The 21288-nt window shown below is 50.6% G+C and carries 16 protein-coding genes; 11 read left to right on the top strand and 5 right to left on the bottom strand.

What is annotated here, in order from left to right; all coding sequences use genetic code 11:
• Positions 1-88: 88 nt before the first annotated feature.
• The 8 genes from mocA to ghxQ all read left to right on the top strand — a co-directional run bounded on the left by mocA (position 89) and on the right by ghxQ (position 13418).
• On the top strand, positions 89-667 hold the full coding sequence (mocA, locus tag FQZ95_RS17265) for a molybdenum cofactor cytidylyltransferase (RefSeq protein WP_032185058.1): 579 nt from the start codon (positions 89-91) through the stop codon (positions 665-667).
• A 321-nt stretch (positions 668-988) separates the two neighbouring features.
• A complete protein-coding gene (ygfK, locus tag FQZ95_RS17270) occupies positions 989-4087 on the top strand; it encodes a putative selenate reductase subunit YgfK (RefSeq protein WP_105276703.1) in 3099 nt (1032 codons plus the stop codon).
• Positions 4088-4089: 2 nt separating this feature from the next.
• Complete coding sequence (gene ssnA / locus FQZ95_RS17275; protein ID WP_105276704.1) at positions 4090-5418, top strand: putative aminohydrolase SsnA; 1329 nt, start codon at positions 4090-4092, stop codon at positions 5416-5418.
• 50 nt (positions 5419-5468) lie between these two features.
• Positions 5469-6248 carry a molybdopterin-dependent oxidoreductase FAD-binding subunit gene (ygfM, locus tag FQZ95_RS17280; protein ID WP_105276705.1) on the top strand — a complete coding sequence of 260 codons (780 nt, stop codon included), beginning with the start codon at positions 5469-5471 and terminating at the stop codon, positions 6246-6248.
• Complete coding sequence (locus FQZ95_RS17285; RefSeq protein ID WP_160530461.1) at positions 6245-9115, top strand: molybdopterin-dependent oxidoreductase Mo/Fe-S-binding subunit; 2871 nt, start codon at positions 6245-6247, stop codon at positions 9113-9115. Before ygfM ends, FQZ95_RS17285 begins: the two co-directional genes overlap by 4 nt.
• 165 nt (positions 9116-9280) lie before the next feature.
• A complete protein-coding gene (xanQ, locus tag FQZ95_RS17290) occupies positions 9281-10681 on the top strand; it encodes a xanthine/proton symporter XanQ (RefSeq protein WP_001280192.1) in 1401 nt (466 codons plus the stop codon).
• A gap of 17 nt (positions 10682-10698) precedes the next feature.
• On the top strand, positions 10699-12015 hold the full coding sequence (gene guaD / locus FQZ95_RS17295; RefSeq protein WP_001352959.1) for a guanine deaminase: 1317 nt from the start codon (positions 10699-10701) through the stop codon (positions 12013-12015).
• Positions 12016-12050: 35 nt separating this feature from the next.
• Positions 12051-13418 carry a guanine/hypoxanthine transporter GhxQ gene (gene ghxQ, locus FQZ95_RS17300; RefSeq protein ID WP_000012163.1) on the top strand — a complete coding sequence of 456 codons (1368 nt, stop codon included), beginning with the start codon at positions 12051-12053 and terminating at the stop codon, positions 13416-13418.
• 35 nt (positions 13419-13453) lie between these two features.
• Here ghxQ and FQZ95_RS17305 read toward each other — a convergent pair whose 3' ends face one another.
• Positions 13454-13942, bottom strand: coding sequence for a 4Fe-4S dicluster domain-containing protein (locus FQZ95_RS17305; protein WP_000838417.1), 489 nt, complete (start codon positions 13940-13942; stop codon positions 13454-13456).
• Positions 13942-15861 (bottom strand): formate-dependent uric acid utilization protein YgfT, encoded by a 1920-nt coding sequence (ygfT, locus tag FQZ95_RS17310; RefSeq protein ID WP_105276707.1) that lies wholly within the window; start codon positions 15859-15861, stop codon positions 13942-13944. The genes FQZ95_RS17305 and ygfT overlap by 1 nt, the downstream gene beginning before the upstream one ends.
• 434 nt (positions 15862-16295) lie before the next feature.
• On the opposite strand from ygfT, the gene uacT reads away from it, so the two are divergent.
• Positions 16296-17744, top strand: coding sequence for a urate/proton symporter UacT (uacT, locus tag FQZ95_RS17315; protein ID WP_001354956.1), 1449 nt, complete (start codon positions 16296-16298; stop codon positions 17742-17744).
• Position 17745: 1 nt separating this feature from the next.
• Entirely contained in the window at positions 17746-17871 is a 126-nt protein-coding gene (gene yqfG / locus FQZ95_RS17320; protein ID WP_001050745.1) for a protein YqfG, read from the top strand.
• Here the strand turns inward: yqfG and FQZ95_RS26485 are convergent.
• Positions 17846-17938, bottom strand: a complete 93-nt coding sequence (locus tag FQZ95_RS26485; protein ID WP_223344823.1) for a hypothetical protein — start codon at positions 17936-17938, stop codon at positions 17846-17848. The genes yqfG and FQZ95_RS26485 overlap by 26 nt on opposite strands.
• Before the next feature lie 54 nt (positions 17939-17992).
• Here FQZ95_RS26485 and idi point away from each other — a divergent pair, with 54 nt between their 5' ends.
• Entirely contained in the window at positions 17993-18541 is a 549-nt protein-coding gene (gene idi, locus FQZ95_RS17325; protein WP_105276708.1) for an isopentenyl-diphosphate Delta-isomerase, read from the top strand.
• Between the two features lie 42 nt (positions 18542-18583).
• On the opposite strand, the gene lysS is transcribed toward idi, so the two are convergent.
• On the bottom strand, positions 18584-20101 hold the full coding sequence (gene lysS / locus FQZ95_RS17330; RefSeq protein WP_000003061.1) for a lysine--tRNA ligase: 1518 nt from the start codon (positions 20099-20101) through the stop codon (positions 18584-18586).
• Between the two features lie 9 nt (positions 20102-20110).
• Positions 20111-21209 (bottom strand): peptide chain release factor 2 gene (gene prfB, locus FQZ95_RS17335; protein WP_001701073.1). Its coding sequence is split into 2 segments (ribosomal slippage): positions 20111-21133 and positions 21135-21209, totalling 1098 coding nucleotides; the frame shifts between segments, so codons are not numbered across the junction.
• Between the last annotated feature and the right edge of the window lie 79 nt (positions 21210-21288).

Below are 21288 nucleotides of genomic sequence, written 5' to 3' on the forward strand. Positions count from 1 at the left end.
TCTCTGGGATAAATTATCCCCAACTTAATCCATCAGGAAGTAACGCAATTAACAGGCGTTATTAGCCCCTATTAATAATGGAACCACTATGTCAGCCATCGACTGTATAATTACCGCTGCCGGATTATCATCAAGAATGGGGCAATGGAAAATGATGTTACCCTGGCAAGAGGGAACAATTCTTGATGCAAGTATCAAAAATGCGTTGCAGTTTTGTAGCCGAATTATTTTAGTCACCGGCTATCGTGGTAATGAACTGCACGAACGTTATGCGAACCAGAGTAATATCACTATTATCCACAACCCAAATTATGCGCAGGGTTTACTGACATCAGTAAAGGCCGCAGTACCCGCGGTGCAAACCGAACATTGTTTTCTCACCCACGGTGACATGCCAACCCTCACCATCGATATTTTTAGAAAAATCTGGTCGTTACGTAATGATGGCGCAATACTGCCACTCCATAAAGGTATCCCCGGCCATCCGATTTTAGTGTCAAAGCCATGCCTGATGCAGGCAACCCAGCGACCCAATGTCACCAATATGCGTCAGGCACTCCTTATGGGAGAACATTATTCCGTCGAAATAGAGAATGCAGAAATAATTTTAGATATTGATACTCCGGACGACTTTATTACAGCGCAAAAAAGGTATACTGAAATTTAGAAAACGTAGTTAAACGTTTGCGTTCAAATATTTAAACCATCCAGCCTGCTTTATCATTATGATAAGGAATCACTGATTTTGAGAAAAGAGAAAAAGTGATAAATGGGCTGGTAATAATAATTCCCAGGAGTGATTTTAATTCTCATTTGGCACCTGTGAGTTCATTCACAAAAAGCCCTTAAGTTTCGAGCCGCCTCACATTTTTTTATATTTCCCGCCAAACCTGGCAAGAGTGGTGCGATTGTTGCTCTATCCCCCTAAACCACCGGATTTCTCAACACCGGTCACTCAATGATATCTGTATAAGCTAAGGAGAGGGTTATGGGGGATATTATGCGTCCCATTCCGTTTGAGGAACTTTTGACGCGCATATTTGATGAATACCAACAACAACGCTCAATCTTTGGTATTCCCGAGCAACAGTTTTACTCACCCGTAAAAGGTAAAACTGTTAGCGTCTTCGGTGAAACCTGTGCCACTCCCGTCGGCCCTGCCGCTGGTCCGCACACGCAGCTCGCGCAAAATATTGTCACATCCTGGCTGACTGGCGGACGCTTCATCGAACTAAAAACCGTCCAAATTCTTGACCGCCTGGAGCTGGAAAAGCCCTGTATTGATGCCGAAGACGAGTGCTTTAACACCGAATGGTCCACCGAATTTACCCTGCTTAAAGCCTGGGATGAATACCTCAAAGCCTGGTTTGCCCTGCACCTTCTCGAAGCGATGTTCCAGCCTTCTGATTCCGGTAAATCGTTCATCTTTAATATGAGCGTCGGTTACAACCTCGAAGGTATTAAGCAACCGCCGATGCAACAGTTCATCGATAATATGATGGACGCATCTGACCATCCGAAATTCGCTCAATATCGCGATACGCTGAATAAATTACTCCAGGATGACGCATTTTTAGCCCGCCACGGCTTACAGGAAAAACGCGAATGCTTGCAGGCCTTACCGGCACGCATCCCCACCAGCATGGTACAAGGCGTTACCCTCTCCACGATGCACGGCTGTCCTCCGCATGAAATCGAAGCCATTTGCCGCTACATGCTGGAAGAAAAAGGGCTCAATACCTTTGTGAAACTCAACCCGACCTTACTGGGGTACGCGCGTGTTCGTGAGATCCTCGATGTCTGCGGTTTCGGTTACATAGGCTTAAAAGAAGAGTCATTTGATCACGACCTCAAGCTGACGCAAGCGCTGGAAATGCTGGAACGCCTGATGGTACTGGCAAAAGAAAAATCACTCGGCTTTGGCGTCAAACTGACCAATACCCTCGGCACCATTAATAACAAAGGTGCACTGCCTGGTGAAGAGATGTATATGTCAGGCCGTGCGCTGTTCCCGCTCTCCATCAATGTTGCAGCAGTTCTCTCTCGCGCCTTTGACGGCAAACTGCCCATTTCTTATTCCGGTGGTGCCAGTCAGCTGACTATCCGCGATATTTTTGATACTGGTATTCGCCCTATTACTATGGCAACCGACCTGCTGAAACCTGGCGGCTATCTGCGCTTAAGTGCCTGCATGCGCGAGCTGGAAGGCTCCGACGCCTGGGGGCTTGACCATGTTGACGTCGAACGACTGAACAAACTGGCAGCAGACGCGTTAACCATGGAATACACGCAGAAACACTGGAAGCCAGAAGAGCGTATTGAAGTGGCAGAAGACCTGCCGCTGACCGACTGCTACGTTGCACCGTGCGTTACTGCTTGCGCCATTAAACAGGATATTCCGGAATACATCCGTCTGCTTGGCGAACACCGCTATGCCGACGCACTGGAACTCATCTACCAACGCAACGCCCTGCCCGCCATTACCGGTCATATTTGCGATCACCAGTGCCAATACAACTGTACCCGCCTGGATTACGACAGTGCGCTGAATATCCGCGAACTGAAAAAAGTCGCGCTGGAAAAAGGTTGGGATGAATATAAGCAACGCTGGCACAAACCAGCCGGTTCTGGTTCACGCCATCCGGTTGCCGTGATTGGTGCAGGTCCGGCGGGTCTGGCAGCAGGTTACTTCCTTGCCAGAGCGGGCCATCCGGTTACGCTGTTTGAACGCGAAGCCAATGCGGGCGGCGTGGTGAAAAATATCATTCCTCAGTTCCGTATTCCTGCAGAGTTAATTCAGCACGATATCGATTTTGTTGCCGCTCACGGCGTGAAATTTGAGTATGGCTGCTCACCCGATCTGACCGTTGAACAGTTAAAAAATCAGGGCTTCCACTATGTTCTGATTGCCACCGGCACTGATAAAAATAGCGGTGTGAAATTGGCGGGCGACAACCAAAATGTGTGGAAATCACTCCCCTTCCTGCGTGAATACAACAAAGGCACTACGCTCAAGCTGGGCAAGCATGTGGTCGTTGTCGGGGCGGGTAACACCGCAATGGACTGCGCTCGTGCGGCGTTACGCGTTCCAGGCGTAGAAAAAGCAACGGTCGTTTATCGTCGTTCACTGCAAGAGATGCCCGCATGGCGCGAAGAGTATGAAGAAGCGTTGCACGACGGCGTGGAGTTCCGTTTCCTGAATAATCCGGAACGTTTCGATGCTGATGGCACCTTAACCTTGCGCGTTATGTCGCTTGGCGAACCTGATGAGAAAGGTCGTCGCCGTCCGGTTGAAACCAACGAAACAGTAACACTGCATGTAGACAGCCTGATCACCGCCATTGGCGAACAGCAGGATACTGAAGCCCTGAATGCGATGGGCGTGCCGCTGGACAAAAATGGCTGGCCAGACGTCGACCATAATGGCGAAACTCGTCTGACTGACGTCTTTATGATCGGCGACGTACAGCGCGGACCATCCTCCATTGTCGCTGCTGTCGGAACTGCGCGTCGGGCTACCGATGCCATCCTTAGTCGGGAAAATATCCGTTCCCACCAGAACGATAAATACTGGAACAACGTCAATCCGGCGGAAATCTATCAACGCAAAGGCGATATCTCTATCACCCTGGTGGATAGCGACGATCGTGACGCGTTTGTCGCCCAGGAAGCCGCTCGCTGCCTTGAATGTAACTACGTTTGCAGCAAGTGTGTGGATGTCTGCCCGAACCGCGCCAACGTATCCATTGCGGTCCCTGGCTTCCAGAACCGTTTCCAGACGCTGCACCTCGACGCTTACTGTAACGAATGCGGCAACTGTGCTCAGTTCTGTCCGTGGAACGGTAAACCGTACAAAGACAAAATCACCGTCTTCAGCCTGTCGCAAGACTTTGATAACAGCAGCAACCCAGGCTTCCTTGTGGAAGATTGCCGGGTACGAGTACGTCTGAATAACCAAAGCTGGGTGTTAAACATCGACAGCGAAGGTCAGTTCAACAACGTACCACCGGAGCTGAACGATATGTGCCGCATCATTAGCCATGTCCACCAGCATCATCATTATCTGCTGGGCCGCGTGGAGGTGTAATCATGTTGATTCTGAAGAATGTCACCGCAGTGCAGTTACACCCGGCGAAAGTGCAGGAAGGCGTTGATATCGCCATCGAAAATGATGTGATTGTCGCTATCGGCGATGCGCTGACGCAACGCTACCCCGATGCCAACTACAAAGAGATGCATGGTCGGATTGTGATGCCGGGAATTGTCTGCTCGCACAACCATTTTTACTCGGGGCTTTCCCGTGGAATTATGGCAAACATCGCCCCCTGCCCGGATTTCATTTCAACGCTGAAAAATCTCTGGTGGCGGCTCGATCGCGCCCTTGATGAAGAGTCGCTCTATTACAGCGGGCTGATTTGTTCACTGGAAGCGATTAAGAGCGGCTGTACATCTGTTATCGATCACCATGCCTCTCCGGCGTATATCAGCGGGTCGCTCTCCACATTGCGCAACGCATTTTTAAAAGTTGGCCTGCGTGCGATGACCTGTTTTGAAACCACTGACCGTAACAACGGCATTAAAGAACTACAGGAAGGAGTAGAGGAAAATATCCGCTTCGCCCGTCAGATTGATGATGCGAAGAAAGCGGCAACTGAACCGTATCTGGTAGAGGCTCATATTGGTGCTCACGCGCCGTTTACTGTGCCGGATGCCGGTCTGGAAATGCTGCGTGAGGCCGTGAAAGCCACAGGCCGTGGTTTACATATTCACGCTGCGGAAGACCTTTACGATGTTTCCCATAGTCATCACTGGTACGGCAAAGATCTGCTGGCACGATTAGCGCAATTCGATCTCATCGACAGCAAAACGCTGGTCGCTCATGGGCTTTATCTGTCTAAAGACGACATCGCGTTGCTCAATCAGCGTGATGCATTCCTGGTGCATAACGCCCGTTCAAACATGAACAACCATGTCGGCTACAACCATCATCTTTGCGACATCCGCAATCTGGCGTTGGGTACGGACGGTATTGGTTCAGATATGTTTGAAGAGATGAAATTTGCCTTCTTTAAACATCGCGATGCGGGTGGTCCGCTGTGGCCTGACAGCTTTGCCAAAGCTCTGGCTAACGGCAACGAACTGATGAGCCGCAACTTTGGCGCGAAATTTGGCCTGCTGGAAACCGGTTATAAAGCCGATTTAACCATTTGCGATTACAACTCGCCGACGCCACTGCTGGCAGACAATATCGCTGGACATATCGCTTTCGGCATGGGTTCAGGCAGCGTCCACAGCGTGATGGTCAACGGCGTTATGGTCTATGAAGACCGTCAGTTTAACTTCGATTGCGATTCCATTTATGCGCAAGCCAGAAAAGCCGCTGCTGCTATGTGGCGTCGGATGGATGCGCTGGCATAAATGACAAATACCCTCTTCCCGCAGGGAAGAGGGTTAAATAAGGAAAGAAGATGATTGAACAATTTTTCAGGCCCGACTCTGTCGAACAGGCGCTGGAACTGAAGCGCCGCTACCAGGATGAAGCCGTCTGGTTCGCCGGAGGCAGTAAACTCAACGCCACACCAACCCGTACCGATAAAAAGATTGCCATATCCTTACAGGATCTGGAACTGGACTGGGTTGACTGGGATAACGGTGCATTGCGGATTGGCGCGATGTCTCGCTTGCAAACACTGCGTGATGCACGGTTTATTCCTGCAGCACTGCGTGAGGCTCTCGGCTTTGTCTATTCTCGCCATATTCGTAATCAGTCGACCATTGGTGGTGAAATCGCCGCCCGGCAGGAAGAGTCGGTGCTGCTTCCCGTCCTGCTGGCACTAGATGCCGAACTGGTTTTTGGCAACGGTGAAACTCTGTCAATTGAGGAGTACCTGGCCTGCCCATGCGATCACCTGCTAACCGAAATCATCATTAAAGATCCGTATCGCACCTGTGCGACTCGCAAAATTAGCCGTTCTCAGGCTGGGTTAACGGTAGTAACGGCAGCCGTTGCGTTTACCGATCACGACGGTATGCGAATTGCGTTGGATGGCGTGGCCAGTAAAGCACTGCGTCTGCACGATGTTGAAAAACAAAACCTGGAAGGCAATGCACTTGAACAGGCTGTCGCCAACGCCATTTTCCCGCAGGAAGATTTGCGGGGCAGCGTGGCCTATAAACGCTATATCACGGGAGTTCTGGTAGCCGACCTTTATGCCGACTGCCAACAGGCTGGGGAGGAAGCCGTATGATCATCCACTTTACTTTAAATGGCGCGCCTCAGGAGCTAACCGTTAATCCAGGCGAAAACGTGCAAAAGCTGTTGTTTAACATGGGAATGCACTCTGTACGCAACAGCGATGATGGATTCGGGTTTGCCGGTTCTGACGCAATTATCTTTAACGGTAATATCGTTAACGCGTCCTTGCTTATCGCCGCACAGTTAGAGAAGGCAGATATTCGTACCGCAGAGTCTCTGGGCAAATGGAACGAGTTAAGTCTGGTTCAACAGGCAATGGTTGATGTTGGCGTGGCGCAGTCTGGTTATAACGATCCAGCTGCGGCTCTGATTATCACTGATCTGCTCGAGCGTATCGCCGCACCGACCCGCGAAGAGATCGACGACGCGCTTTCTGGTTTGTTCAGTCGCGATGCAGGCTGGCAACAATACTATCAGGTCATTGAACTGGCGGTTGCACGTAAAAATAACCCGCAGGCCACCATTGATATCGCTCCGACTTTCCGCGATGACCTTGAAGTCATTGGTAAGCATTATCCTAAAACTGATGCCGCAAAAATGGTGCAGGCGAAACCCTGCTATGTTGAAGACCGCGTAACGGCTGACGCCTGCGTCATTAAAATGTTACGTAGCCCTCACGCTCACGCACTGATTACTCACCTGGATGTCAGCAAAGCTGAAGCCTTACCAGGCGTCGTCCACGTTATTACTCATCTGAATTGCCCGGATATCTACTACACCCCGGGTGGTCAGAGCGCACCGGAACCGTCACCGCTTGACCGCCGTATGTTCGGCAAGAAAATGCGTCACGTCGGCGATCGCGTTGCTGCGGTCGTCGCAGAAAGTGAAGAAATTGCGCTCGAAGCACTGAAGCTCATCGACGTTGAATATGAAGTGCTTAAACCTGTAATGTCGATTGACGAGGCAATGGCGGAAGATGCGCCTGTCGTGCACGATGAACCGGTGGTGTATGTTGCTGGTGCGCCAGATACTCTGGAAGACGATAACAGCCATGCAGCCCAGCGCGGCGAGCATATGATCATCAACTTCCCGATCGGTTCTCGCCCCCGTAAAAATATCGCCGCCAGTATTCATGGTCATATTGGCGATATGGACAAAGGCTTTGCCGATGCCGATGTGATCATTGAGCGAACCTATAACTCAACGCAGGCGCAGCAGTGCCCGACTGAAACTCATATATGCTTTACCCGTATGGACGGCGATCGTCTGGTTATCCACGCCTCCACCCAGGTACCATGGCACTTACGCCGCCAGGTCGCGCGCCTCGTGGGCATGAAACAACATAAAGTTCATGTAATTAAAGAGCGAGTTGGCGGCGGTTTTGGGTCTAAACAGGACATCCTGCTGGAAGAAGTGTGCGCCTGGGCAACCTGCGTGACCGGGCGTCCGGTACTGTTCCGCTACACCCGTGAAGAAGAGTTTATTGCTAACACCTCTCGTCACGTCGCGAAAGTCACCGTCAAACTGGGGGCAAAGAAAGATGGTCGCCTGACGGCCGTGAAGATGGATTTCCGCGCCAACACAGGCCCTTACGGCAATCACTCACTCACCGTACCATGTAACGGACCGGCGCTGTCGCTGCCGTTATATCCGTGCGATAACGTCGATTTCCAGGTCACCACCTACTACAGCAACATTTGTCCAAATGGTGCTTATCAGGGTTATGGTGCACCGAAAGGTAACTTCGCTATCACTATGGCATTAGCGGAACTGGCTGAACAGTTACAGATCGACCAACTGGAAATTATCGAACGTAACCGGGTACACGAAGGGCAAGAGCTGAAAATTCTCGGTGCGATTGGTGAAGGTAAAGCGCCGACCTCCGTTCCTTCCGCCGCCAGCTGCGCGCTGGAAGAGATCCTGCGTCAGGGTCGCGAGATGATCCAATGGTCTTCACCAAAACCGCAAAATGGTGACTGGCACATCGGTCGCGGCGTCGCCATTATCATGCAGAAATCGGGGATCCCGGATATCGATCAGGCTAACTGCATGATTAAACTGGAATCGGACGGTACCTTTATTGTTCATTCTGGCGGTGCGGATATTGGTACTGGTCTGGATACCGTGGTGACGAAACTGGCAGCAGAAGTGCTGCACTGCCCACCGCAGGACGTGCATGTTATCTCCGGTGATACCGATCATGCGTTGTTTGATAAAGGCGCATATGCCTCGTCCGGTACTTGCTTCTCGGGTAACGCGGCGCGTTTGGCAGCGGAAAATCTGCGGGATAAAATTCTGTTCCACGGCGCGCAAATGTTGGGTGAGCCAGTGGCAGATGTTCAACTAGCAACGCCGGGCGTCGTGCGCGGCAAGAAAGGCGAAGTTAGTTTCGGGGATATTGCCCATAAAGGCGAAACCGGCACCGGTTTTGGTTCACTGGTGGGAACTGCCAGTTATATCACGCCTGATTTCGCCTTCCCGTATGGCGCAAACTTTGCTGAAGTTGCCGTCAACACACGTACGGGTGAAATCCGCCTGGATAAATTCTACGCCTTGCTGGACTGTGGTACACCGGTCAATCCAGAGTTAGCGTTGGGACAAATCTACGGAGCCACCCTGCGTGCTATCGGGCACAGTATGAGCGAAGAAATCATTTATGACGCCGAAGGCCACCCGTTAACGCGTGATTTACGCAGTTACGGCGCACCGAAAATTGGTGACATTCCGCGTGATTTCCGCGCTGTGCTGGTGCCGAGCGACGATAAAGTCGGCCCATTCGGGGCGAAATCAATCTCAGAAATCGGTGTAAATGGCGCAGCTCCGGCGATTGCTACCGCAATTCACGATGCCTGCGGCATCTGGTTACGCGAATGGCATTTCACACCGGAGAAAATACTCACCGCGCTGGAAAAAATATAAATAATAAATGGCCGCTTCGGCGGCCTGTTTCTCTGTTTGAACGATGACTAAATAGTTGACTGCGAAAATGAGATAAGCCGTTCTCAAGGCGTCCTGCGCCCCAAATTCGTGGGAATTTATTTTACTGATTCAGATGATCAAATTTACTTTAAAAGGAGTGAAGGGATGTCTGATATAAACCATGCAGGTTCTGACCTTATATTTGAACTGGAGGATCGCCCTCCCTTTCATCAGGCTCTCGTTGGTGCCATTACCCATCTGTTGGCAATTTTCGTTCCGATGGTAACCCCTGCGTTAATCGTGGGTGCGGCCTTACAGCTTTCCGCTGAAACAACCGCCTATCTTGTTTCTATGGCGATGATCGCCTCTGGTATTGGTACCTGGTTACAGGTAAACCGCTATGGCATCGTCGGTTCTGGCCTACTCTCAATTCAGTCAGTCAATTTTTCATTTGTTACAGTCATGATTGCGCTGGGCAGCAGCATGAAAAGCGATGGTTTTCACGAAGAGTTAATCATGTCGTCGCTTCTCGGCGTCTCCTTCGTTGGCGCATTTCTGGTTGTCGGCTCTTCTTTTATCCTGCCCTATTTACGTCGGGTTATTACACCTACCGTTAGCGGCATTGTGGTGCTGATGATCGGCTTAAGCCTGATTAAAGTCGGCATTATCGATTTTGGTGGAGGATTTGCTGCCAAAAGCAGCGGTACGTTCGGCAATTACGAACATCTCGGCGTTGGTTTATTGGTTTTGATTGTGGTGATCGGCTTTAACTGCTGCCGCAGTCCGTTACTACGCATGGGAGGGATTGCCATTGGGCTATGTGTCGGTTATATCGCGTCGTTATGCCTGGGCATGGTGGATTTCAGCAGTATGCGCAATTTGCCGTTAATCACCATCCCGCATCCGTTCAAATACGGGTTTAGTTTCAGCTTCCATCAGTTCCTGGTGGTCGGCACGATTTATTTGCTTAGCGTGCTGGAAGCTGTCGGTGATATCACCGCCACGGCAATGGTTTCCCGCCGCCCCATCCAGGGAGAAGAGTATCAGTCGCGTCTGAAAGGCGGCGTACTGGCAGATGGCCTGGTTTCGGTTATCGCTTCCGCTGTCGGTTCATTACCGTTAACCACGTTTGCGCAAAATAATGGGGTTATTCAGATGACCGGTGTCGCTTCACGTTATGTCGGGCGAACCATCGCGGTCATGTTGGTTATTCTCGGCTTGTTTCCGATGATTGGCGGCTTCTTCACGACCATTCCCTCGGCTGTTCTGGGAGGCGCAATGACGTTGATGTTTTCCATGATTGCCATCGCTGGGATTCGCATCATCATCACCAACGGATTAAAGCGCCGTGAAACACTTATTGTCGCCACTTCTTTAGGTTTAGGGCTTGGCGTCTCCTACGACCCGGAAATTTTTAAAATATTGCCAGCCTCTATTTATGTATTAGTTGAAAACCCTATTTGTGCTGGTGGATTAACTGCGATTTTATTAAATATTATCCTCCCTGGTGGCTACCGACAGGAAAACGTTCTGCCTGGTATTACCTCAGCGGAAGAGATGGATTAACAGTAAAGGAGTCAATGATGTCAGGAGAACACACGTTAAAAGCGGTACGAGGCAGTTTTATTGATGTCACCCGTACGGTCGATAACCCGGAAGAGATTGCCTCTGCGCTGCGGTTTATTGAGGATGGTTTATTACTCATTAAACAGGGAAAAGTGGAATGGTTTGGCGAATGGGAAGACGGAAAGCATCAAATTCCTGACACCATTCGCGTGCGCGACTATCGCGGCAAACTGGTAGTACCGGGCTTTGTCGATACACATATCCATTATCCGCAAAGTGAAATGGTTGGGGCCTATGGTGAACAATTGTTGGAGTGGTTGAATAAACACACCTTCCCTACTGAACGTCGTTATGAGGATTTAGAGTACGCCCGCGAAATGTCGGCGTTCTTCATCAAGCAGCTTTTACGTAACGGAACCACCACAGCGTTGGTGTTTGGTACCGTTCATCCGCAATCCGTTGATGCGCTGTTTGAAGCCGCCAGTCATATCAATATGCGTATGATTGCCGGTAAGGTGATGATGGACCGCAACGCACCGGATTATCTGCTCGACACTGCCGAAAGCAGCTATCACCAAAGCAAAGAACTGATCGAACGCTGGCACAAAAATGGTCGTCTGTTGTATGCGATTACGCCACGCTTCGCCCCAACCTCATCTCCTGAACAGATGGCGATGGCGCAACGCCTGAAAGAAGAGTATCCCGACACATGGGTACATACCCATCTTTGTGAAAATAAAGATGAAATTGCCTGGGTCAAATCGCTTTATCCTGACCATGATGGTTATCTGGATGTTTACCATCAGTACGGTCTGACAGGTAAAAATTGTGTCTTTGCTCACTGCGTCCATCTCGAAGAGAAAGAGTGGGATCGTCTCAGCGAAACCAAATCCAGCATTGCTTTCTGTCCTACCTCCAACCTTTACCTCGGCAGTGGCTTATTCAACTTGAAAAAAGCATGGCAGAAGAAAGTCAAAGTGGGCATGGGGACTGACATTGGCGCAGGAACAACTTTCAACATGCTGCAAACGCTGAACGAAGCCTACAAAGTGTTGCAATTACAAGGCTATCGCCTCTCGGCATATGAAGCGTTTTACCTTGCCACGCTCGGCGGGGCGAAATCTCTGGGCCTTGACGATTTGATTGGCAACTTTTTACCTGGCAAAGAGGCTGATTTCGTGGTGATGGAACCCACCGCCACCCCGCTACAGCAGCTGCGCTATGACAACTCTGTTTCTTTAGTCGACAAATTGTTCGTGATGATGACGTTGGGCGATGACCGTTCGATCTACCGCACCTACGTTGATGGTCGTCTGGTGTACGAACGCAACTAATAATAAAACTTTAACATCCTCGTGAGGACATCATTATGTCTGGAGACATCCTACAAACACCGGACGCACCAAAGCCACAAGGCGCGCTGGATAATTATTTTAAAATTACCGCTCGTGGCAGTACCGTTCGTCAGGAAGTACTGGCTGGCTTAACGACCTTTCTGGCCATGGTTTATTCCGTTATCGTCGTTCCGGGAATGCTGGGCAAAGCAGGTTTTCCTCCCGCAGCTGTGTTTGTTGCCACCTGTCTGGTCGCGGGCTTCGGCTCGTTGCTGATGGGCTTGTGGGCCAACTTGCCAATGGCGATTGGTTGCGCTATTTCCTTAACGGCATTTACCGCATTCAGTCTGGTACTCGGGCAACAAATTAGCGTTCCTGTCGCACTGGGTGCGGTCTTTCTGATGGGCGTCATCTTCACCGCCATTTCTGTAACCGGTGTGCGAACCTGGATATTACGTAATTTACCGATGGGTATCGCTCACGGCACAGGTATCGGTATCGGCCTGTTTCTGCTGCTGATTGCTGCTAACGGTGTGGGAATGGTTATCAAAAACCCGATTGAAGGCTTGCCGGTGGCGCTCGGTGCGTTTACCTCCTTCCCGGTGATGATGAGCTTACTGGGTCTGGCGGTCATCTTCGGTCTGGAAAAGTGCCGCGTACCTGGCGGGATCTTGTTGGTGATTATTGCAATTTCGATCATCGGCTTAATCTTTGATCCAGCGGTGAAGTACCACGGTCTGGTGGCGATGCCCAGTCTGACTGGCGAAGATGGTAAGTCTCTGATTTTCAGCCTCGATATTATGGGGGCACTCCAGCCAACTGTACTTCCGAGTGTACTGGCATTGGTGATGACCGCAGTGTTCGACGCCACCGGTACCATCCGTGCCGTCGCCGGTCAGGCGAATTTGTTAGATAAAGACAACCAGATCATCAACGGCGGTAAAGCCCTGACCAGTGACTCAGTAAGTTCAATATTCTCCGGCCTGGTGGGTGCTGCGCCCGCAGCGGTTTATATCGAATCAGCGGCAGGAACCGCCGCCGGGGGTAAAACAGGGTTGACCGCAACCGTAGTGGGGGCGTTATTCCTGTTGATTCTGTTTTTATCACCACTGTCATTTTTGATCCCTGGTTACGCCACTGCACCCGCTCTGATGTACGTAGGTTTGCTGATGTTAAGTAACGTCTCGAAGCTGGATTTCAACGATTTTATTGACGCAATGGCTGGCCTGGTGTGTGCCGTGTTTATCGTTCTGACTTGTAATATCGTTACCGGTATTATGCTGGGCTTTGTGACACTGGTCGTAGGCCGCGTCTTTGCACGCGAATGGCAAAAGCTGAATATTGGTACGGTAATCATTACTGCCGCACTGGTCGCATTTTACGCGGGTGGATGGGCTATCTAATAGATTCTCCGCGCCTTTCAGCGCGGAGAATTCTTTCAGAGAGGATTCTCACCGCTGGCAACAATACGCTGCTGGCGGACTCGCCTGAGTTCTCTTTCAGTAAGCAACTGCAGCGCCTGTGTCGGGCAAGATTCAACGCAGGCAGGCCCCTCTTCCCGCTGTTCACAGAGATCGCATTTCACAATTTGTTGCCGGGTATCCCCCGGCAACGACTGAATGGTTATCATCCCAAACGGGCACGCACTGACGCAACTCTGACAGCCAATACAACGGGCAGAATTGGCCTGCACCACCTGCTCGCCCATCGTCAGCGCTCCCACGGGGCAAGCGCCAACACAAGGGGCGTTTTCACACTGATGGCACATCACCGGCGCACTGATGCAGTCCAGTCGCTGTACCTTCAGCCGGGGTAAAAAGACATCGGCATTCAACTCCTGTTCTGAAGGGTGAGCGACCACACAGGCCACTTCACAAGTACGGCAGCCAATACAGTCAGCCGGATTAACGATAATTAACGATTTCATCACGATGCCTTCGAATCAAACAGAGTTAACATATCGCGCGCCGCTTGCCTTCCTGCGGCCATTGCAGTGACAACCAGATCCGCGCCATGAACTGCATCCCCACCAGCAAAGACTTTTTTCAGGTGCGTCTGGGTAGGTAAATACCCGACGTCCCCGGTTTGAATCAGGCCCCATTTATCGAGCTTAATTCCGCTGCCTTGCAACCACGGCATGGCATGCGCCTGGAAACCAAAGGCCATAATCAGAACATCGGCAGGCAGCTCAAACTCTGAACCCGCTACCGGACGAGGACGACGGCGTCCATCCGGACCCGGCTCACCCATAGCGGTACGAATAAGGCCCACCGCAGTTAAACGCCCATCTACGTCACAAGCGATATATTGCGGCTGAACATTGAACTGAAACTCGACACCTTCCTCGCGCGCATTGACCACCTCTTTGCGCGAGCCCGGCATACTGACTTCATCACGACGATACGCGCAGGTCACGCTGGCGGCATTGAGGCGGATGGAAGTCCGCAAACAATCCATGGTCGTATCGCCACCGCCCAATACCACGACTCGCTTACCTTCCACATCCGTCAGCGGATACTCTTCAGACTCCGGCAATCCCATCAACTGGCGGGTATGGGCAGTCAGGAACGGTAGAGCCTGAATGACACCGGGCGCATCTTCATGCGGCAGATCTGCTCGCATCATCCCGTAAGTCCCCACGCCGATGAAAACGGCATCATATTCAGAAGTTAAATCGCTAAAGGTAATATCGCGGCCAATTTCACAGTTAAGATGAAAGTCGATTCCCATTGCGGTGAATATCTCTCGCCGCTGGCTTAATACCGTTTTATCGAGTTTGAAAGGAGGTATGCCAAAAGTCAGCATACCGCCAATTTCTGGATGGCGATCAAAGACATCAACCTGAACTCCTGCGCGCGCCAGAATATCAGCACACCCTAACCCTGCAGGCCCTGCGCCAATCACCGCCACTTTTTCGATACGGGGAACAACATGGCTGACATCAGGACGCCAGCCCATCGCCAGCGCGGTATCGGTGATGTAGCGTTCCAGATTACCGATAGAGACTGCGCCAGAGTGATCTTTCAAAGTACATGCGCCTTCACAAAGACGGTCCTGTGGACATACCCTGCCGCAGATTTCTGGTAAGGAACTGGTCTGGTGGCAAAGTTCTGCCGCTTCAATAATCTTTCCTTCCTGCACCAGACGGATGTAATCCGGAATAGCGTTATGCAGCGGGCAATGCCAGTTGCAGTTAGCTTTTTCGGCGCAATAAACACAGCGGTCACTCTCATAAGTCGCTTGTTGTGGATCCAGCCCGCAATAAATTTCGCCAAAGTGGGTTTTCCGTTCACTCGCTGAAATTTTATCTGCGCCTTTACGCGAGTTAACGGGGAGCAACGCTGCACTGCGAGATGGCTGAGCGTCTGATGACGCTTTTCCTGCTGCCGTTTTGCGCTGGCGGGCCACCTTTATCTGCTGCAACCCTTTATCGTCCATCAGCCGTAACGCCTGTGTTGGGCATACGTCAATACAGGCTTGCGTGCCGGAACTGCGCTGGTTACAAAGGTCGCATTTCTGCGCAATCGTATCGACCATCTCAACGACGCCAAAGGGGCAAGCGATTGCGCATCTTTTACAACCAATACATTTTTGCTCGTCCAGTTGTACGCTATCGGGCTGGAAAGTCAGAGCATTAACCGGACAAGCCGTAACGCAAGGAGCATTGTTGCAGTGATGACAGGCCACCGGATTCGCAGCCTGGCCTTTCCCTACAACGTGGATACGCGGTCGAAAGTCACTGTGACTCAGCGGCCAGTTTTCTTGATTGTGTGCCACCGCACAGGCAATTTCACAAGCATGACAGCCTATACATTCCGCAGCTTCAGCAGCGATAAACTTATTCATTTGCATCCCTTTCATTTAATGAGTTATGTCTTCTCAAAGTTCGCGATGCAATAAACGGGCATATATTAGGTAGAATGAATTTTTAATTATAAGTTTGTGACTAAGTTCAAATTATTACCCCTCAATCTGTGCCGCTTTCATTATTTCAACATCAAGGTCCAAAAGAGAGCTATCCAGATAAACTTGATTAAATGCGAGAGAGCTACATGCCAGAATGATTAATAAAATATCAATATGAGAAAATTGCAGATAATTCCACTGTCTGGTTCTCTTCTCATTTTCGTAGTTTAATCACGATTATGTGATTGCCTCCGCAATTCCTGTCTCTAACTCCCCTTCCTTGCAAAAACTGGCACTCCACGAGCATGTGTTTAAACAGTTTCATGAACGTAAACGGTTGCTTTTTACTCTGGCGGGCGAAAGGAGAAACACTGATGAGCGCCATAGATTCCCAACTTCCCTCATCTTCAGGGCAAGACCGCCCAACTGATGAGGTTGACCGCATATTATCACCAGGAAAGCTGATCATACTCGGTCTGCAACACGTCCTTGTAATGTACGCAGGTGCAGTCGCTGTTCCTCTTATGATTGGTGACCGACTGGGCCTCTCAAAAGAAGCTATTGCGATGCTCATTAGCTCGGATCTCTTTTGCTGCGGGATCGTCACATTATTACAATGTATCGGTATCGGCCGCTTTATGGGGATCCGTCTGCCGGTGATTATGTCGGTAACCTTTGCTGCTGTAACACCAATGATAGCCATTGGCATGAACCCGGATATCGGCCTGCTGGGGATATTTGGTGCCACTATCGCCGCGGGATTTATCACCACATTATTAGCACCACTTATCGGTCGCTTAATGCCTTTATTCCCGCCACTGGTTACCGGTGTGGTTATTACTTCTATCGGGCTTAGCATTATTCAGGTCGGTATTGACTGGGCCGCTGGAGGTAAAGGGAATCCGCAATATGGTAATCCCGTTTATTTAGGTATCTCCTTTGCCGTCTTAATTTTTATCTTGCTCATTACTCGCTATGCGAAAGGATTTATGTCCAACGTCGCCGTATTACTGGGGATTGTATTTGGCTTTTTACTTTCGTGGATGATGAATGAAGTCAATTTGTCCGGGCTACATGATGCTTCGTGGTTTGCGATTGTCACCCCAATGTCGTTTGGTATGCCGGTATTTGACCCCGTTTCTATTCTAACCATGACCGCTGTGTTAATCATCGTGTTTATCGAGTCGATGGGGATGTTCCTGGCACTGGGTGAAATAGTCGGTCGTAAACTCTCTTCGCACGATATTATTCGCGGGCTGCGTGTCGATGGTGTAGGGACAATGATAGGCGGAACGTTTAACAGCTTCCCCCACACGTCATTTTCTCAAAACGTTGGCCTGGTTAGCGTGACTCGCGTTCATAGTCGCTGGGTGTGTATTTCTTCGGGGATCATATTAATCATGTTTGGCATGGTGCCCAAAATGGCGGTGCTGGTAGCCTCGATTCCGCAATTTGTGCTTGGCGGCGCAGGGCTGGTGATGTTCGGCATGGTACTGGCGACGGGGATTCGAATTCTGTCGCGCTGTAACTACACCACTAACCGTTACAACCTCTATATTGTGGCGATCAGTCTCGGCGTTGGCATGACTCCGACGCTCTCACACGATTTCTTTTCTAAGTTACCGGCCGTACTGCAACCGTTGCTGCATAGCGGCATTATGCTCGCAACCCTTAGCGCCGTTGTGCTGAACGTCTTCTTTAATGGCTATCAGCATCATGCTGATCTGGTGAAGGAATCCGTCTCTGATAAAGATTTAAAAGTCAGGACAGTACGTATGTGGCTTCTGATGCGCAAGCTGAAGAAAAATGAGCATGGAGAATAATATGAATCTTTTAATGCGCGCTATATTCAGTCTGTTGTTGCTTTTTACTCTCTCTATTCCTGTCATTTCTGACTGTGTTGCAATGGCCATTGAAAGTCGCTTCAAATATATGATGCTGCTTTTTTAAATGGTTTTACCTGTCGACATCCGCTCAAAACGGGCGGTTGTCGATAAACGCTCACTTGGTTAATCATTTCACTCTTCAATTATCTATAATGATGAGTGATTAGAATTACATGTGAGAAATTATGCAAACGGAACACGTCATTTTATTGAATGCACAGGGAGTTCCCACGGGTACGCTGGAAAAGTATGCCGCACACACGGCAGACACTCTCTTACATCTCGCGTTCTCCTGCTGGCTGTTTAATGCCAAAGGGCAATTATTAGTTACCCGCCGCGCCCTTAGCAAAAAAGCATGGCCGGGCGTGTGGACTAACTCGGTTTGTGGGCACCCACAACTGGGCGAAAGCAACGAATACGCGGTGATCCGCCGTTGCCGCTTTGAACTGGGTGTGGAAATAACAGCACCAGAACCGGTCTATCCTGACTTTCGCTACCGCGCCACCGATCCGAATGGCATTGTAGAAAATGAAGTATGTCCGGTATTTGCCGCACGCACGACCAGTGCGTTACAGATCAACGATGATGAAGTGATGGATTATCAATGGTGTGATTTAGCAGCGGTTTTACGCGGTATTGATGCCACGCCGTGGGCGTTCAGTCCGTGGATGGTGATGCAGGCGACAAATCGCGAAGCCAGAAAACGATTATCTGCATTTACCCAGCTTAAATAAAAAACCCCGACATTTGCCGGGGTTGTGAGCATAACGTAATGCTTATTTCACCGGACGCATCGCCGGGAACAGAATAACGTCGCGGATGGTATGGCTGTTGGTGAACAGCATTACCATACGGTCGATACCAATTCCCAGACCTGCTGTCGGCGGTAAGCCGTGTTCCAGTGCGGTGACATAATCTTCGTCGTAGAACATCGCTTCGTCGTCGCCTGCGTCTTTCGCGGCAACCTGATCCAGGAAGCGCTGCGCCTGATCTTCCGCGTCATTCAGCTCGCTAAAACCGTTACCGATTTCACGACCACCAATGAAGAACTCAAAGCGGTCAGTGATTTCCGGGTTAACGTCATTACGACGCGCCAGCGGAGAAACTTCTGCCGGATATTCAGTAATGAAGGTCGGCTGAATCAGATGTGCTTCTGCCACTTCTTCGAAGATCTCGGTAACGATACGGCCCAGACCCCAGCTCTTCTCAACGTGGATGCCGATAGATTCAGCAATCGCTTTCGCAGAGTCGAAGTTGTCCAGATCCGCCATGTCGGTTTCCGGGCGATATTTCTTGATCGCTTCACGCATGGTCAGTTTTTCGAACGGTTTACCGAAGTCCAGCGTCACGTCGCCGTAGGTCACTTCCGTCTTACCGAGAATATCCTGTGCCAGAGTACGGAACAGCGATTCGGTCAGCTCGATCAGATCTTTGTAATCCGCGTAAGCCATATAGAGTTCCATCATGGTGAACTCTGGGTTATGACGTACGGAAATACCTTCGTTACGGAAGTTACGGTTGATTTCGAATACACGCTCGAAGCCACCAACCACCAGACGCTTGAGGTACAGTTCCGGCGCGATACGCAGGTACATGTCGAGATCCAGCGCATTGTGATGGGTGATAAACGGACGCGCCGCCGCGCCGCCTGGGATCACCTGCATCATCGGCGTTTCAACTTCCATAAAGCCACGATTCACCATGAACTGGCGAATGCCAGAGAGGATCTGCGAACGCACTTTAAAGGTGTTGCGGGATTCATCGTTAGAAATGAGATCCAGATAACGCTGACGATAGCGCGCTTCCTGATCCTGCAAACCGTGGAATTTGTCCGGCAGCGGACGCAGTGCTTTGGTCAGCAGACGCAGCTCGGTACAGTGGATAGACAGTTCACCCGTTTTGGTTTTGAACAGTTTACCTTTCGCGCCGAGGATATCGCCGAGATCCCATTTTTTGAATTGATCGTTGTAAACGCCTTCCGGTAAATCGTCACGGGCAACGTACAGCTGAATGCGGCCGCCAACGTCCTGCAGAGTAACGAAGGAGGCTTTACCCATAATACGACGGGTCATCATGCGGCCAGCAACGGCAACTTCGATGTTCAGCGCTTCCAGTTCTTCGTTCTCTTTACCGTCGAATTCTGCGTGCAATTGGTCAGAGGTATGATCGCGACGGAAATCGTTCGGGAAGGCAATCCCCTGCTCGCGCAGGTTCGCCAGCTTCTCACGACGCGTTTTCAGTTCATTGTTAAGATCGACTACCGCGTCAGCGCCCTGTGCGTGTTGTTCAGACATGTTGGTTCCTCATAACCCTGCTTTCAAACTTGCTTCGATAAATTGATCCAGGCTGCCGTCCAGCACGGCCTGCGTGTTGCGGGTTTCTACCCCGGTGCGCAGATCTTTAATGCGGGAGTCATCAAGGACATAAGAACGAATCTGGCTGCCCCAGCCGATGTCGGATTTGTTATCTTCCATCGCCTGTTTCTCGGCATTTTTCTTCTGCATCTCCAGTTCATAAAGCTTCGCTTTCATCTGCTTCATGGCCTGGTCTTTATTCTTGTGCTGGGAACGGTCGTTCTGGCACTGGGTCACGATCCCGGTTGGGATGTGAGTAATACGCACCGCAGATTCGGTACGGTTAACGTGCTGACCACCCGCGCCGGATGCGCGATAAACGTCGATGCGCAGATCCGCCGGATTGATTTCGATATCGATATCATCATCGACTTCCGGGTAAACAAACGCGGAGCTGAACGACGTGTGGCGACGACCGCCGGAGTCAAACGGGCTCTTACGCACCAGGCGGTGAACGCCAGTTTCTGTACGCAGCCAGCCGTAAGCGTAATCGCCGGAGATTTTGATAGTCACGGATTTAATACCCGCCACTTCACCTTCCGACTCTTCGATAATTTCAGTTTTGAAACCACGCGATTCAGCCCAGCGCAGATACATACGCTCAAGCATGCTCGCCCAGTCCTGTGCTTCCGTACCGCCAGAACCTGCCTGAATATCGAGGTAGCAGTCGGCGCTATCATATTCGCCAGAGAACATACGACGGAACTCAAGCTGCGCCAGTTTTTCTTCCAGGGCGTCGAGTTCAGCAACGGCTTCGTTAAAGGTTTCTTCGTCGTCAGCTTCTACAGCCAGCTCCAGCAGACCAGAAACATCTTCCAGCCCCTGTTTCATTTGGTCGAGGGTGTCGACAACGGCTTCGAGGGAGGAACGCTCTTTACCCAGCGCCTGTGCGCGTTCGGGTTCGTTCCAGACATCCGGCTGTTCCAGCTCGGCGTTTACTTCTTCCAGACGCTCTTTCTTGGCGTCATAGTCAAAGATACCCCCTAAGAACGTCGGAGCGTTCCGTGAGGTCCTGAATGCGATTATTTACCGGATTAATTTCAAACATGGTCTGATTTCTTTTATTGAGCTAGTCAAAATGCGGTGATAAGAGCGGGATTGTACCCAATCCACGCTCTTTTTTATAG

The sequence above is a fragment of the Escherichia sp. HH41S genome (assembly GCF_009820115.1).
Classification (GTDB): Bacteria; Pseudomonadota; Gammaproteobacteria; order Enterobacterales; family Enterobacteriaceae; genus Escherichia; species Escherichia coli_F.